Here is a 14,115-nt window from a genome sequence, read left to right on the forward strand (position 1 = left end):
GTTAGGGAAGTTAGAGGACGCGCAAGCCCAGTGCTGGCGCGGGTTTGCGGCCGATCGGCACGCCTGATAGCACGATAGTCCCACGCCTGATAGCACGATACCCCGCACGCCTGATAGCACGACACCATTCACAGGCTTTCCCGGAGTTATCCCCGTGCCGTCTGCGGCACGGGCCGGAACGTCAGCAGTTCCATGCCGTTGTCGGGCATCCGCTCGATGCCCAGGACGTAACCGGGCAGCGACTGCCGCGCGACGAGCGCGCGCAGATCGCAGGCGAAGTCGTAGGGCTTCGCGGTGCTGCCGGACTTCTGGTGCAGATAGCGAAAGTCGAACTGCCAGCCGTATGCCTGCTTGCCGCCGTGCTTGCGCACCAGGCGGTACAGCCACCGCTCGATGCCGCCGGTGAGCCGGAAATACGCCGGGTCGATGGTCAGCACCAGCGCAGCGTCGAGCACGCCGGCAAAGAACCAGTCCGGCAGGATCAGCTCGATGCCCAGCGGCGTGCCGCTGGCATCGGCCAGTTCCTTCCATTCGTTGATCCACGAAAAGCGGTGCAGGCGCCGGCCTGTTGTCTCGCGGATGGACGTGGCCACCGTGGTCGATTGCAGGCGATCCAGCGCGGCCTTGAGGCGCTGGTAGTCGCGCAGCGACTTGCCGCGTCCGATGAAGCGCAGGATCTCGTGGGGCGTCGCGCGCATCAGCCGCGACGGGCGCAGGCCCGCGTCCTTCGCTTCCACGATCTGCGAGGCCGCCCATATCAGCACGTCCGCATCCCAAATCGTGGCGATGCCGTGCTCCTGCGTGCCCTCTACGCGGATCGTCACGTTGCCCGCGCGGAAGTCGATGGGTTTGACCCGCTTGGACTTGCCGAGCGAGAAGAACGGATAGGCCATCAAGTCCTGGCTGTCGCGCGGCGCCATGTCGCCGGGCAAGGCGCGGAACAGGTCGAGCTGTTCGCGCTCCTGCAACGACCGCTGCCGGAACGGCAGCGCGGAGCTGGACATGGTGATGGCCTGCCGCGCGCCGCCGATCAGCGCGCACGGCTGTCGGCCGAGTGGTGCTCGGCGTACTCGGGATCGGAAGTCGTCTCGAAGCTGCGGTCGGCGGCCCAGGCATCGAGGTCGGCCACGGCGTACATGACGCGCCGGCCGAACTTGCGAAAGCGCGGACCACCACCGATCACGCGCTGCTTTTCCAGCGTGCGCGGCGACAGCCGCAGGTACTCGGCGGCTTCGTCGTTGGTGAGATAGCGTTGGGGCTGCGCGGCAGCGGTCGAGACAGTGGCGGCAGGCCGCAAAGGAGCGGGACGCATGGTGTGAACCTCCATAGCTTTCAAAGCTCCGGCCACACAGCGCAACCGGATGGAGGCAGTCTCAGAAAACCAAGCTGTCCTGCTCAGGGCCGTTTTGCGTCGTCCTCAAAACGACCCTTCTCAAGCGGCGGAAGCTGTGCTAGGCGGCGATAGCCGCCGCGCATCAGCGCATCGCCGCGCCGTACCAAGCGGCGTACCTTGGAGCGCAGGCCGCCGTCGCTGTACCAATCGGCTGCGGCATCGCCGCCGAACAAGCCTTCGGCCACCTCGCGCAAGGACGCACCCGCTAGGGTTGCGTCGAGCGCCTGCAAGGTGTGTAGCTCAAGCAGCGCGGCGGGTGCCGGCCTGGGCTTCGCAGAAGCCAGGGCCGCGCCGAGCGCACGGTTGCGCGCAGGTGCGGCGGCGCCGCCGCGGCGGGCATAGGCGACAGCCATCCCGTCTTCCAGGCCGGGCGCCAGCGCGAAGCGCAGGCAATGACCTGGGCTGTGCGCCATCAGCGCCAGCCCTTTGCCGTCATGGAGCAGTTGCTTGTGCCCGGCAATGCGCCAAAACGTGAACGCGGGAGCATACTGCGGCGGATCGGCGTCGGGATAGAGCTGCACCACGGCCACATGGCCGGGCAACCAGGCTGGATGAGCGTCGCGCGCATCCAACGCCGGATCTTCCAGCAGGCGCAAGCCCCAGCGATGCGCCGCCTGCTGCGCGGCTTTCGGCCGGCGATGATGGCGCAGCCAGTCGAGCCGGTAATCGGGGTTTCTGCGCAGATATTCCCAGGCCGTCCCAAGGTCGTCCAAGTGCAGCACGTACAGATACGCGGCAGTCGGATACCAGTGCTCGGCGCTGCGATCGACCATGACGCAACCTCCCTGCGAACAGGACTGGCCGCGACAGAAGAACTACGTGCTACATCGGTGTCATCAGAACGAAATGGGTTAAGGGAATAGTTGGGCTGTCAAGTCCGACTGGCTCCGATGCGTTGCGGTATTCGTCTCAATGCTGCGGCGGCAGCGTCCCTCCCGTGGGACGCCGTACAGGCCAGCCTGCCGCAGTCCGCGTCAGGCATCATGTCCGTTTGGATCAGACTGGCGCGGCTACGCCGCAAGAATCTCGATTGAGACCTGCCCGGTATGACACCAGACTGAAAAAGTCACAGTAGGCTGTGTTCAGTCCGGGATAGCCCCGTCGCGCTCGGCCAGCCGGGTGTATTCCGACAGCGTGCGCGTGGGCCGGAAGTAGCGGTCGCGCATCACGGGCTGCTGATGCGGCCCGACGATGCCAGCCAGCTCGGACAGCTTGACGGTTCCTTGCGCCGGCATTCCGATTCCCAGGTCGATGAGGCCCCAGGCGGTGTCGCCATCGGCGGGATCGAGTGCGGCCAGCAGCCAGGTCACATGCGCGTCCGGCGTGAACAGCCGCACCACGGGCACCGGGTCGATGGCCTGGCCAGCGGCACGAGCCTCGCCGTTGGCGAGCAGTTGCGCGCGCTCCGGGACGGTGGCGAGTGGCTGGGGCATGGTTGGCAATCCCACAAATCCAATGATGCACGGATGCGGTTTCACGCCCAAGCGCAGAACCGCCAAACCGGATTTACGCCTTCGTGTGCAAGCACGGATGCGCTTGCGTGGCTTTGCTGGAACCAGCAAATGCGGATTTCCGTAAAGGCACGAAAACGTAGAACACCAAATGAACACTATAGATTGTAGCCCTATAGGGCGCAATGGGCTGTCATCTTGGTTTTTCGAGGGAAACCATAGGTGGCGGCTGGGAACTCATTGGCGAAGGCGTTGAAGACAGTCAGGAAGGCGCGTGGCTTGAGCCAGGAAGCCTTCTCTGACGTGTCCAGCCGCACCTATATGAGCACCCTCGAACGCGACCTGAAAAGCCCGACCCTGCATAAGCTGGCCGAGCTGTGCGAGGTGATGGAGATCCACCCGCTCACGCTGCTGACGCTGGCCTACGCGGGCGACAGCCCGCACAAGGCCGACGAGCTGCTGGCGCAGGTGCGCCGGGAGCTGGAGGCGGTGCTGAAGGAGCGCGGCGCGGCGAAGCCGCGCGCGTGACGTGGTGATGTGCTGCGAACAGCAGCACAGCGCCCCGCCGCGATGGGCGGGGCGCTGCGGCGGTCACGCCGCCTGGGGCTTGCTGCGCGACCAGATCAGGTCGTGCGTACCGTCCTCGCCTTCGATCAGGCGGGCATAGACCGGAGCCGGGAACGAAGGATCGTCGAGGGTCACGGACTTGTATTCCCGCCCGGCCTCGCTGGTCTTGTTCCACGCCGCGCCGATGTCGTGGCCGGCGGCCTGGAGGCGGAAGTCGGGGGCGTTCTCGCTGCTGCCCTTGTCGTTGGGAACCAGCTTGACCTTGACGTTGAGCGTCAGGGTGCGCAGCGTGCCGGTGAAGCCGTCTTTGTCTGCGGTGAAGGTGCCGATGTTGGCCATGATGATTTCTCCTTTCGGTTGAACAAGGTTCGCGCCCATCGCGTCCTTGTTGTGATCCGGCCGGCGGGGGACGGGCTGGCTGCACCGCTTGCGGTCGAAACGCAGTGGAGAGCCGGGAGGCGAAAAGAATTTGCTGCGCGAGGAAGCCGCGCAGCGGCGGGGAAATTGTTTTCGCCGGACGGTTGCAGCCATGAAGCCCGAGGCGCAGCCGCGCCCCCGCCAGGATTCACAACGAGACAAGGACGCCTTGGGCCGAACCGCTCCGAAAGGAGATGGGGCCGACTCGGCATCCCCGCCCGAAGGCTTCTCCGGCTCGCCCGCTGACGCGGGCCAGGTCAACCCCGCAACGACAGGCGAGAACGCCCCCGCCATACCTTGCGGCGCCGGTCTTGAGGCGTGGCGTGGAAGCTCCATAGCGATACCGGGCGGGTTGTCCGTGAACCGTCCTTCGTGACGTGATGGGCAGGAACCGCCAGCGTTGAGGACGGCACGCACCTGCACAACCTGCCGCAGCAAGCGCCAGCGTGTTCGCCAGCGTCCCGTCCATCGCGGCGGGACGTTGGGCGGGCCGATCCGGCGCAGCCGGTTCGGCAGCATCGAGGGGCGCCAAGCATCGCGCGGCGGGGATAGCTCGCAGGGCTTTCCCCTGGAGGCAAGCGAAGCGCGCAGCGCCGCAGGCGCGAAGGCGTGAGGGATTGAAGCCGAATGGCCGTGACGGCAAAGACGGCACGGGGCGTAGCCCGAAAGCCCGGCGGCGCTATGCGCCGACACGCCCAGGCCGTTCCAGATTTCTAAGCAGGAAACGCGGACATGCCTCTGATGAAATGGGCGCGGCCCTACGCTGCGAGGTATGCACGCGGCAAGCCGAAAACCGCTGGTGATTCCCGCGCACGGCGGGCGCTACGGCTTGCAGACCCATACGGGCCTGCCATTACCGGGCGGGAAGCCCGGTCACGTCAACGCCGCCGTCTGAGCTGCCGCGAGGGCGGCGGCGTGCCGATTCGGCTGGTGGCCTTGAACACCGGGCGCGGCCACTGCCGCGCCCGGATTTTTGCGGTGCTGATCGCGGTTATTCCTTCGTCTCGATGAGCCACCACACGGCAGGCGGCAAGGCGCGGCCCGTGATGGGGTGAATGTCGGTGAGGTCGGCGCAGGCCGTCCAGCCCGAGGGCGGGCGGTAGCCGCGCACGTCGCCATCGCCGTTCCAACGGCGGGCGCGTACCGTGCCAGCGGCGTAGATCGCCGCCATGCGCGGGCGGCTAATGGTGGTGCGGGTCATGGGGGCTTCTCCTTCCAGCGAAGCGCCCCGGTCGAGGCCGGGGCGCTTGCCTTCGGCGCGGGTCAAGCGGCCAGCGCCTCGGCGGGTTCATCCGCCATTGCCTCGGCATCCTCCGTGGCGTCCTGCTCCGAGCCTTCTTCCTGCGCGGCATCCTGCGGGCCAGCGGCCTTGAAGATGGCGGGCATCCAGCCCGAGCCATCGGCCAGGCTTGCGGCCTTGGGCGCGTCGGCGTCCTCGTGCTCGTCGTTGGCGGATTCGCCTTCGGTGCTGTCGAAACCGCGCCGCAGCTTTTCCAGCGTGCGCAGCGCCTTGGCCTCGGCTTCGCGCAGCAGGCCGCGATGAATGGCGGCTTCGCCGTTGCGGTCGATGGTGACGATGGCACCGGCCACCTCGCGCACTTCGGGGGTGTAGCCCTGTAAGGCGTCCTCCGCGTCTTGCAGTTCCCCGACCACCTGATCGCGCCGCTGTTCCAGCTTCTCGGCTTTGGCTTCGTCCTCGGCGTCGCAGGCTTCTTCCAGTTCGCCGTCGATCTTTTCGAGGCGGGTTTCCAGCGAGGCGATGCGGCGGGCCTCACGGGTGGTCGGCTCGCGACGATGGCGCGGGGCGTTCTGGAACGCCTGCCGTTCCTCGTAGGCCAGATGCGGCACGGCCTCCACCCATGCCCACCCCTCGGCGCGCACGTCCTCGGCCAGCGTTGCCAGCTTGTCGCGCACCAGCGTTTCCAGCACTGCGGTATCGGTGAGGTAGGTTCCGGCATCGCCTTCCGCGAACAGGTCACGGCGGATGCCGCCGCCTGCCTGCCGGTAGGTGTCCAGCCCGACGAAGCGCACCAGCGCGTGCGTGGCGTCGATTTCGCGCTCGGTCAGGCGCTCGCGCAGCTTGGACGGGCTGCGCTGCCATTCCGGCGCACCATAGAACGCGGCTTCCTGCGCGGCGTGGTCGTCGGTGATGGTCAAGGCCATCAACTGTTCCAGCGTGACGGTTCCGGCGCGATAGTCGGCCATCAGGCGCGGCGCGATGTGGGCCAGCTTCAAGCGGCGCTGCACCACCAGCGGGGACACGCCGAAGTCGGCGGCAATGTCCTCGATGGGCCGGCCTTCCTTGACCAGCGCGGCGAACGCCTCGAACTGGTCGGCGGGGTGCATCTGCTCGCGCATCAGGTTTTCCGCGAGGCTGACGGTGCGGGCCGAAGCATCGGGCACCAGCAGGCACGGCACTTCGTAGTCGGCGGGGATGCGCTTCTTCTTCGCCAGCAGCTTCAAGGCGGTCAGGCGGCGATCACCGGCCACCACTTCGTAAGCCTCGCCATCGGCGGAAAGGATGACGATCAGGTTTTGCAGCAGGCCGATGCGGGCAATGCTCGCGGCCAGTTCGGGGATGGACAGGCGCGGCATCTTGCGGGCGTTGCGCTTGGAGCGGCGCGGCAGCAACTGCGACAGCGGAACCAGAATCAGGTTCTTGGACGGGTCGGCCATTTCCAGCGGTGCGGCGGTTTCGATGGCGGCGATTTCGGTTTTGAGTACGGCGTTCATGGTGATAACTCCTTGCGGTTAGGGATGCAGCAGCGAGAGAAGCGGCAAGGGCTGCTGCCTGCCCCTGCCGCGTGGGGATTCAGGCTTTCAACTGGCGCAGGCCATCGGCCAGCAGCCACAGGGCGCGATTCAGGCGCACGCTTTGGTCGATGCCCTGCACGGGCCGGGTGGTCTGGCGGCGGCCATTCGCGGCGCGGGCGGACAAGCCGCCTTTGGTCAAGTTCTCCTGCGTGCGGTTGAACACGCTCCACAGGTCGCGGCGGTCATCGTCGTGGCGGCGCGGCATCAGGATTTGCGATTCCGTGATGGGCGCGGGCTTGTCCTCGTCGTACTTCAACGCCAGCGCAGCGCGGGCGAACACTTCCGATTCCCCGGCGTCGAGCGTGATGGCGCGCATGGCATCGCGGGATTCCTGCGCCCGGTCGAAGCCGTGCAGGACTTCGTAAGCGCCTTCGATGACGTGCCCGGCTACGTCGCCCTTGTGCGGCACGCGCACGTCGGCCACGGTGTCGCCGCAGACAAGGCCATTGCTGCAAACGAAGCGGAACATCCCGGCCAGCATCTGATAGCTACTGGTGCCGTCATGGGAGTTCAGCAGGATGATTTCGTTGGCCTCGCGGCCGTTGATCTGGCTGGCGTGGCGCAGCCGGATCATGTGCTTGGTGTAGTCGCGGCGGTCGTCGTGGCGCACGCGGGTTTGCGTCACCATGAAAGGCTCGAAGCCTTCCCCGCGCAGTTCTTGCAGCACGGTCGCGGTGGGGATGTAGCTGTACCGCTCGGAGCGGCTTTCGTGTGGTGCCTCCGCGAAGATGGACGGGGCCACTGCCCGGATTTGGTCATCGGACAAGGGACGTTCCGAACGCAGCACCGGGGAACGGGAAGCGAAGCGGGATGCGAGTTGCATGGCATTTCTCCTGACAAAGAAAAAAGGGTTTGCTGTTCACCGCACACCGGATTCCTAGATTCGGAGCCCAGCCTTTCGGCTGTTTGGTGCGGTCGGCACGAGGAACCCGGTTGGCCCTGTTGCCACCGTCTTTCCTGAGTTCATCGCCCGCGACGGTCAGGAGCGCGCGGACGGGGGCCGTCAAGGAGGCAAGCGCAGGGTTGGTGCGGCCCGCAGCGAAGCGAGGACACGGCCCTGCGCGCCTTGACGGCGCACGGGCGCGGGCTACAGTCGCGGACAAGGTGATGAAGTCAGGGGAGACGGCTGGACATGGCAACGGCCCCTCAACACGCCGATCGCACGGCAAGCGAAGCGCGCAGGCCCGGATCTAGGAATCCGGGCCGGAGGCGTCAGCCGAGCGGAGCGAGGGAACGATGGAAGCCCGAATGGGGCGAGACGCCGCAGGCGGCTCGATGCGCTACGCGCACGACAGCGCGACCGGCCATGTTTCTTGGCCGGGGACGTCCGGACTTCAAGGCTCGATGCACAAGCTCATGCGCCAGTCATCGGGAAACAGGTTCGACAGCGACTGCCGTGGTCTGGCCGATCCGGCGCAGCCGGTTCGGCGGTCTTTGAGGGGCGCCAAGCATTGCGCGGCGGGGATAGCCCGCAGGGCTTTCCCCTGGAGGCAAGCGAAGCGCGCAGCGCCCCGGAAGGCGCGCGAAGGCATCACGCCGAGTCGTCAGGGCGCAGGCTGGATTCCGCAGCCGGCATCCACGGCGATGACGAGTCCAGCAGGTAGCGCGCACCGCGCGCGTACAGACCCGACAGCCCGGTGGGCCGGTAGAACCCGGTGACGCGGTGCCGGAACTGTGCGCCGTATTCGTTGGTGTAGATCACCGCGTCGCCGATCTTGAAGCGCAAGGGTTGTCCGTTCTCCGGTGCGAACGGCTTGAGCGCATCGTGCTGCGCCGTGATTTCGATGATGTAGTCGTGGTGGCTGCTCATGGCATTGAGGAGCGCCTTGCGGCGCTCCCAGGGCCGGGTCAGACAACGATTCGTCCGGCCAGCCGCGCATCGCGCGCGTAGGCGCTCAATCGCTTCTCGGCCCGGAAAGACAGGTCGCGCTCGATCGGCAGGCCCAGCCCGCCGCGCACCGTCGCCAGCTCGCCCAGGCTGACCCAGCCGATTTCCGGTGCCCCCAGGCCCAGGTCGCATAGACCAAAGGCGTGGTCGTGGTCGTCGGGATCAATCTCGGTCAGCAGCCAGGTCGCGCCGGCGTCCGGCGTGAACAGCTTGACCACGGGCGCCGGATCGAAGTCCGCGTTTTCCAAGGATTCGCGGCCGTTGGCCAGCAGCACGATGCGCTGCTCGTCAGTGATGAGTGCGTTGTTCATGGTGAACTCCTGAAAGGTTGCCGGGCGGAATTGCCCGACCCTTCCGGGGCACGGCGCAGCGCAAGCAGTCAGGGGTCAACGACGGCCGCCAGGACGCAAGCGCCATCGGCGCGCAGCCCTTGACGGCGAGAACGCCGTGGCACGATGAAGGGGACAGCAAGACGGCCTCCCTCGCACCTCCACGCACGGGGTTTTTGGCAAGCGAAGCGCGCAGGCCCGAATAGCAATCCGGGCCGGAGGCATCAGCGATGTGAAAGGCGGGCAGTTCTTAAATGCGCGCCCAGTCCCGGTGCAGATCGTCAACGATCATGGGATGACGATGCCCGCCTCGGTCTGCATGTTCGCGCAAGTGAGGATGATCTGGCGGTAGATCAGGGTGATCGTGGGCGATGTCGGAAGAATCACTAGCGGGCCAGAGCCACAGCGCCAGTCCCACTCCGACAAGACCAATCAGCGACATGATGATGAAGGTCGATTGCAGCCCAAAGGCAGCGCCGAAGCGACCGGCCAAGGGATAGCAAATGAGCCAACACGCATGGGACAGGGCGAATTGCGCGGCAAAGACCGCGGGGCGATCCTCGGGATGAGCGGAGCGGCGCAACAGCCGGCCGGAAGGTGTTTGCGCCACGCTGTAGCCGAAGCCGACCACCAACCAGATCACCACCAGAATGGCATAGGTCGGAATCATTGCCCCGGCTGCCGTTCCCACAACCAGCATCGCCGCTCCCGCAATCATGACAGGTCGATCAGCAATCTTGTCGAGCAGGCGAGGCAGCGCGAAGGCCGCAACCATCGACCCGCCTCCGAAGGCCGCCAGCGCCCACGCTACCTCGGATTCGCCCAGCCCGAAGCGTGCCTTCACGATGACCACCGTGTTCACGATCACCATTGACCCCGCTGCTGCCACAGCGAGGCTGATCGCCAGCAGACCCCGAAGGCGCGGCGTGGCGAGGTAAATGCGCGTGCCCCGCGTAGTGCGATCCCATATGCCACGACGCGGGCCGGGAACGGTTGTGGGAAGCCTCACGCTGACCACAAGCGCGGCTGACACGAGGAAGCCGAGAACCGTTCCGGCAAACAGGTTGTGGAAGCTGATGACCGTCAGTAGCGCGGCGGCCAGCATCGGGGAGATCAGGCTTTCCAAATCGTAGGCCAGCCGGGAAAGCGACAGTGCTTTCGTGTACTCGTCTTCGTCGGGAAGGATGTCCGGGATAGTGGCTTGAAAGGTCGGCGTGAAGCCTGCGGACGCCGCCTGCAAGACGAAGATCAGCAGATAGATTTGCCAGATTTCGCTGACAAAGGGCAAGCAGAGCGCAACGGATGCTCGTACTAGGTCAAGGGCAACGAGCAACGACCGTCGCGGCAGCCGGTCGGCGAACGCCTGCGCGACCGGGGCGACTCCGACATAGGCCAGCATCTTGATTGCGAGTGCCGTCCCGAGTACCGCGCCGGCATTCGCCCCGGCCAGATCGTAGGCAAGCAGGCCAAGGGCCACCGTCATCAGGCCGGTGCCGACAAGCGCAATCACCTGAGCGGCGAACAGGTGACGATAGGTACGGTTCTTCAGGACGGAGAGCATCGGCGGGCCTCAGAGCAGTTTGGTCAGTGCCTTCATTTCGGTCAAAACGGAGTCTTCGTCATGGGCCAGGCAATGGTCGATGTGGTCGTGGATCAGGACGCGCTTTGCGGCCGTCACCGCGCTTTCCACCGCCGCGAGCTGGCGGGCGATGTCGAGACAGGATTCGCCACTTTCGATCATCCCTATGACGTGCCGAAGATGACCATCGGCGCGTTTCAGCCGCTTCACGAGATCGGGATGGGTTGAGTGCTTGTGTGTCGCGTTCATGTGGCAATTGTATCCCCCCTGGGGGGATATGAAAAAGTGCGCCGCCCGCGAAGGAGCGACGCACCGAAGGCCGCACGACGCAATCAGCCCGCCGCCGGCGCTGTCATCGACTGCAACTGCTCGATCACGCCAGGCTCAACGAACACGCAAGCCTGCTCGTCCGCGATCGGCACGTTGAACACCTGCGCGAACACCGTGCGCCGCAGATGGGCCAGCCGGCCCGTCCGGTATGCCTGCTCGGGCTTCATGCGCCCGCCAGCCTGCGAGCCGCTGCGCTGCGGATCGCATTCGATCAGCGCGACAAAGCCATCGTCGGCCAGCTTCTGATGCTCGGGGCACAGGCCCCAGCCGGTCGCCGTGTGGCGCTCCATGCTCGCGCGCAGGCGCTTGTCCAGCAGGATCGCGCCGGTGTCGAACGCCGTGCCGCAGACCAGGCAAACGTGCTGTTCGAGGGAAACGTGTGATTTGTCGTTCATGACGGTTCTCCGGTTGCAAGGGCGGAATTGCCCGGAACCGTCGCCCTCACGGCGCAGCGCAGCAGTCAGGGGTCGCAGACGGCCGCCAGGACGCAAGCGCGCAAGGCGCGCGCAGCCCTTGCACGGCGAGAACGCCGTGATACGGTGAAGGGACACAGCAAGACCGCCCCCTCACACCACCCCACGCACGCGGGTTTTTGGCAAGCGAAGCGCGCAGGCGCGGATCAGCGAGCCGGGCCGGAGGCGTCAGTGATGGAAGCCCGACAGGGGCGAGACTCGCGCAGCGAGGCTCGATGCGCAGCACGACAGCGCGACGGCGGCACGCCGGGACGCCCGACTGCTTGAGACAGGACTACTCGTTGTCGGTCTTGCGCTGCTCGATCTGCAACTGCGCCCGTTGCGTTGCTTGTTGCAGCCGCTCCACTAGCACGCCCCTCGGCGGCAAGGCGGTCAGGTACTCGGCGACGTGGATGCCCGACTTGTCCAACTCCAGCAATTCGATCTGCTCGCGCTTCTTGCCGGTGCAAAGGATGATCCCCAGAGGCGAGGCTTCCTCCGGCTCCCGTTCGTGCTTGTCCAGCCAGCGAAGATAAAGCTCCATCTGTCCCTTGAAAGCTGCCTTGAACTCGCCGACCTTCAACTCCACTGCCACCAGCCGCCGCAGCTTGCGGTTGTAAAACAGCAGGTCGAGGTGGAAATCCTCGCCGTCGATCTGGATGCGCTTCTGCCGGGCCACGAAGCTGAAACCCGCGCCCAGCTCCAACAAGAACGACTCCATTTCGCGGATGATCGCCGCCTCCAAGTCGCCTTCTTGCCAAGTGTCCCGCAGCCCCAGGAAGTCGAGGATGTAGGGGTCGCGCATGATCAGGGCGGGCGACATGCGCTGCGCATCGCGCATCTTCGCCAACTCCTGTGCGATCGTCTCGCCCGGCTTTTGAGACAGCGCCGTGCGCTCGTACAACATCGAGTCGATGCGCTCGCGCAGCGTCCGCACGCTCCAGCGTTCGGCGCTCGCCATCTGTGCGTAGTAGTCCCGCTGGAGCGGGTCTTTCAGCGGGATCAGGGCGATGAAGTGCGTCCAGCTCAATTCTCGTATCAGTGATACGAGAATCTGCTCGTCGGGGAAGGTGGCCGCGAACTGCACCATGCGGCGCAGGTTCTGCTCGGCAAAGCTGCCGCCGTACTCCTTCACCAACTGCGCCGCCAGGGTGGGCAGGACTTCCTTGCCATAAGCGCCCCGGCGCCCGTCCAAGACCTGCGTGCGGATGCGCTGGCCGATGCGCCAATAGAGCATCGTCAGCTCGCTATTCACCGTCGAGGCGGCGCGCTTGCGCGCCGCCTCGATCAGTGCCCGAATGTCGCCCAGCAGCGCCGAAGGCGCTGCGGACGATGCTGCGGATGACCGGCGCGTGTTCATGCCGCCGCCTCCGCAAGCTGGCGCGCGCCCGTGATGGCCTGGCGCCGGCTGGCCACCAGTTCGGCCGCATCGCGCACCGGCTTGTCCTCGGTGTGGACGTAGTGCATGAACATCGCTACGGTCTTGTGGCCCGTCAGCTTCATGCCCACTTTGGTCGGCACGCCCGAATTGGCAATGTCGGTCGTCGAGCGATGGCGGATGCCGTGCGTGCCGACGTGCGGGACGCCGGCGGCCTTGAGCACCCGGCACCAGCCGCCATAGTGCTCGCCAAAGGTCAGGTGCTTGGCCGGGTCGTTCGGCGATGGCAGGACGTAGGGGCAGCCCTCCCGGCGCGGCGCCGTCGAAAGCAGCCGATAGGCTTCCTCGCTCATGGGCTTGGAAATGCCGCCGACCTTGCTGTCGGGCCACACCACGCGCCGGTTCTCGAAGTCCAGCCAGCTCCATTCGAGCGGGCAGATTTCGGAGCGCCGGGCGGCGAACTCGAATTGCAGCCGGATCGCCAGCGGGATGACGTAGTTCTCCAGCCCCTCCGCCTCCAGCTTCTCCAACTGGCGGAAGATCCGCACCATTTCCTCGTCCACGATGAGCCGGGTTTCCTTGCCCGGCGGGTACATGGGGACGTGGCGGCACGGGTTCGTGCCGTCCGGGCGGTAGCCCCACACTTCGGCCAGGTTGAACATCTTGCGCAGCACGCCGAAGGTCTTGTTCGCCTCGGTCGGCTTGTAGGCCAGTTTCTCCATCAGCCCGGCAATGTCGGGCCGCTTCACGTCATGCACCTTCTTGCGGCCCAGCAGCGGGATGATGTTGCGGTCTATGACGCCCTGATAGCCGTCCTGCGTGCTGGGCTTGTTGCGCTTCTTGGAGTAGTCCTCCATGAACTTCTTGCACAACTCGGCCATCGTGGGCGCCTTGCGCGCCTCGGCCTTGGCGCCGCCGGGGTCGCCGCCCCGGCGAACCTCGGCCAGCCAGTCCTGTGCCTTGACTCGTGCCTGTTCGACGGTCAGCTCCCCGTACAGCCCCAGCGAGGGCTTGCGGGGCTGGCCGGAGTTCGTGCGGTACTGGAGCATGAACACCCGGCGGCCGGTCGGGGTAATCTTGCACAGGAAGCCGGGCACCACGGTATCCCGCAGTTCAACATCCTTGGCCTGGGGTTGGGCCGACTCCACGGCGGTCTTAGTGAGCTTGATCTTTGCCATGATGACTCCTCGGAACAACCCGGATTCCAGGAGCCAGATAGGAGCGGCGCGAGGGAAAACCGGGTCAAGTTTCAGAAAGCACCGGCATATGATGGACGCGCGTAAGTTATTGATAAACCTGCTGTATCTAGCTACGGCGCAGTCCAGCGAACTACCAGGCTGGAGTCATCGTGAAACAAAAAAAGGCGCGCTATGCACCGAGCTGCAGCTTTTGCTCCGAATTGGAGCGAGTCCATGGCGAGGCGGCACTCCGGCCGCGCAAGCAAGGAGTAGTGCGTTTCGTTCCGAGTGTCAGGTTATGACGCAGTCACCGACGCAGAATGCTCTGGACGTCGCTTG

Annotated in this window: 15 protein-coding genes and 1 pseudogene; 1 reads left to right on the top strand and 15 read right to left on the bottom strand. The window is 65.8% G+C overall.

Going from position 1 to position 14,115, the window contains the following annotated elements:
• Nucleotides 1-146 precede the first annotated feature (146 nt).
• From WM94_RS22230 to WM94_RS22245, 4 genes are all read right to left on the bottom strand, one after another.
• On the bottom strand, nucleotides 147-1,004 hold the full coding sequence (locus WM94_RS22230) for a replication initiator protein A (protein ID WP_033967809.1): 858 nt from the start codon (nucleotides 1,002-1,004) through the stop codon (nucleotides 147-149).
• Between the two features lie 26 nt (nucleotides 1,005-1,030).
• Entirely contained in the window at nucleotides 1,031-1,312 is a 282-nt protein-coding gene (locus WM94_RS22235; RefSeq protein WP_003107109.1) for an AlpA family transcriptional regulator, read from the bottom strand.
• Nucleotides 1,313-1,395: 83 nt separating this feature from the next.
• Nucleotides 1,396-2,166 carry a DUF2285 domain-containing protein gene (locus tag WM94_RS22240; protein WP_033878703.1) on the bottom strand — a complete coding sequence of 257 codons (771 nt, stop codon included), beginning with the start codon at nucleotides 2,164-2,166 and terminating at the stop codon, nucleotides 1,396-1,398.
• Between the two features lie 309 nt (nucleotides 2,167-2,475).
• Entirely contained in the window at nucleotides 2,476-2,826 is a 351-nt protein-coding gene (locus WM94_RS22245) for a DUF2958 domain-containing protein (RefSeq protein ID WP_023103962.1), read from the bottom strand.
• A 240-nt stretch (nucleotides 2,827-3,066) separates the two neighbouring features.
• Between WM94_RS22245 and WM94_RS22250 the strand changes: the two genes are divergently transcribed.
• Nucleotides 3,067-3,372, top strand: a complete 306-nt coding sequence (locus WM94_RS22250; RefSeq protein ID WP_023103963.1) for a helix-turn-helix domain-containing protein — start codon at nucleotides 3,067-3,069, stop codon at nucleotides 3,370-3,372.
• 63 nt (nucleotides 3,373-3,435) lie between these two features.
• Here WM94_RS22250 and WM94_RS22255 read toward each other — a convergent pair whose 3' ends face one another.
• From WM94_RS22255 to WM94_RS22305, 11 genes and pseudogenes are all read right to left on the bottom strand, one after another.
• On the bottom strand, nucleotides 3,436-3,750 hold the full coding sequence (locus WM94_RS22255) for a DUF736 domain-containing protein (protein ID WP_023103964.1): 315 nt from the start codon (nucleotides 3,748-3,750) through the stop codon (nucleotides 3,436-3,438).
• Nucleotides 3,751-4,819: 1,069 nt separating this feature from the next.
• Nucleotides 4,820-5,029 carry a hypothetical protein gene (locus WM94_RS22260; RefSeq protein WP_031636935.1) on the bottom strand — a complete coding sequence of 70 codons (210 nt, stop codon included), beginning with the start codon at nucleotides 5,027-5,029 and terminating at the stop codon, nucleotides 4,820-4,822.
• 197 nt (nucleotides 5,030-5,226) lie between these two features.
• A pseudogene (locus tag WM94_RS22265) lies at nucleotides 5,227-6,561 on the bottom strand (ParB/RepB/Spo0J family partition protein); the annotation flags it as partial.
• Between the two features lie 79 nt (nucleotides 6,562-6,640).
• A complete protein-coding gene (locus tag WM94_RS22270) occupies nucleotides 6,641-7,465 on the bottom strand; it encodes a DUF932 domain-containing protein (protein ID WP_019396530.1) in 825 nt (274 codons plus the stop codon).
• Nucleotides 7,466-8,173: 708 nt separating this feature from the next.
• Nucleotides 8,174-8,452 carry a hypothetical protein gene (locus WM94_RS22275; protein ID WP_031637040.1) on the bottom strand — a complete coding sequence of 93 codons (279 nt, stop codon included), beginning with the start codon at nucleotides 8,450-8,452 and terminating at the stop codon, nucleotides 8,174-8,176.
• Between the two features lie 38 nt (nucleotides 8,453-8,490).
• Nucleotides 8,491-8,841, bottom strand: a complete 351-nt coding sequence (locus tag WM94_RS22280; RefSeq protein ID WP_031637043.1) for a DUF2958 domain-containing protein — start codon at nucleotides 8,839-8,841, stop codon at nucleotides 8,491-8,493.
• 268 nt (nucleotides 8,842-9,109) lie between these two features.
• Complete coding sequence (locus WM94_RS22285; protein ID WP_031637045.1) at nucleotides 9,110-10,420, bottom strand: MFS transporter; 1,311 nt, start codon at nucleotides 10,418-10,420, stop codon at nucleotides 9,110-9,112.
• Nucleotides 10,421-10,429: 9 nt separating this feature from the next.
• Nucleotides 10,430-10,687 (bottom strand): metal-sensing transcriptional repressor, encoded by a 258-nt coding sequence (locus WM94_RS22290; protein WP_003111693.1) that lies wholly within the window; start codon nucleotides 10,685-10,687, stop codon nucleotides 10,430-10,432.
• 83 nt (nucleotides 10,688-10,770) lie between these two features.
• Nucleotides 10,771-11,163: a hypothetical protein gene (locus WM94_RS22295; protein ID WP_031637048.1), complete on the bottom strand. Its 393-nt coding sequence runs from the start codon at nucleotides 11,161-11,163 to the stop codon at nucleotides 10,771-10,773.
• Nucleotides 11,164-11,515: 352 nt separating this feature from the next.
• Complete coding sequence (locus tag WM94_RS22300) at nucleotides 11,516-12,580, bottom strand: YhcG family protein (RefSeq protein ID WP_031637050.1); 1,065 nt, start codon at nucleotides 12,578-12,580, stop codon at nucleotides 11,516-11,518.
• Nucleotides 12,577-13,776, bottom strand: a complete 1,200-nt coding sequence (locus WM94_RS22305) for a site-specific integrase (protein ID WP_023114164.1) — start codon at nucleotides 13,774-13,776, stop codon at nucleotides 12,577-12,579. Before WM94_RS22305 ends, WM94_RS22300 begins: the two co-directional genes overlap by 4 nt.
• Between the last annotated feature and the right edge of the window lie 339 nt (nucleotides 13,777-14,115).

The organism is Pseudomonas sp. ABFPK, assembly GCF_001586765.1.
GTDB lineage: Bacteria > Pseudomonadota > Gammaproteobacteria > Pseudomonadales > Pseudomonadaceae > Aquipseudomonas > Aquipseudomonas asiatica.

Coding starts and splice junctions, on each gene's coding strand:
- WM94_RS22230 (WP_033967809.1), bottom strand. CDS start 1,004: ATGTCCAGCTCCGCGCTGCCGTTCCGGCAGCGGTCGTTGCAGGAGCGC.
- WM94_RS22235 (WP_003107109.1), bottom strand. CDS start 1,312: ATGCGTCCCGCTCCTTTGCGGCCTGCCGCCACTGTCTCGACCGCTGCC.
- WM94_RS22255 (WP_023103964.1), bottom strand. CDS start 3,750: ATGGCCAACATCGGCACCTTCACCGCAGACAAAGACGGCTTCACCGGC.
- WM94_RS22240 (WP_033878703.1), bottom strand. CDS start 2,166: ATGGTCGATCGCAGCGCCGAGCACTGGTATCCGACTGCCGCGTATCTG.
- WM94_RS22275 (WP_031637040.1), bottom strand. CDS start 8,452: ATGAGCAGCCACCACGACTACATCATCGAAATCACGGCGCAGCACGAT.
- WM94_RS22260 (WP_031636935.1), bottom strand. CDS start 5,029: ATGACCCGCACCACCATTAGCCGCCCGCGCATGGCGGCGATCTACGCC.
- WM94_RS22280 (WP_031637043.1), bottom strand. CDS start 8,841: ATGAACAACGCACTCATCACTGACGAGCAGCGCATCGTGCTGCTGGCC.
- WM94_RS22295 (WP_031637048.1), bottom strand. CDS start 11,163: ATGAACGACAAATCACACGTTTCCCTCGAACAGCACGTTTGCCTGGTC.
- WM94_RS22290 (WP_003111693.1), bottom strand. CDS start 10,687: ATGAACGCGACACACAAGCACTCAACCCATCCCGATCTCGTGAAGCGG.
- WM94_RS22270 (WP_019396530.1), bottom strand. CDS start 7,465: ATGCAACTCGCATCCCGCTTCGCTTCCCGTTCCCCGGTGCTGCGTTCG.
- WM94_RS22305 (WP_023114164.1), bottom strand. CDS start 13,776: ATGGCAAAGATCAAGCTCACTAAGACCGCCGTGGAGTCGGCCCAACCC.
- WM94_RS22300 (WP_031637050.1), bottom strand. CDS start 12,580: ATGAACACGCGCCGGTCATCCGCAGCATCGTCCGCAGCGCCTTCGGCG.
- WM94_RS22285 (WP_031637045.1), bottom strand. CDS start 10,420: ATGCTCTCCGTCCTGAAGAACCGTACCTATCGTCACCTGTTCGCCGCT.
- WM94_RS22245 (WP_023103962.1), bottom strand. CDS start 2,826: ATGCCCCAGCCACTCGCCACCGTCCCGGAGCGCGCGCAACTGCTCGCC.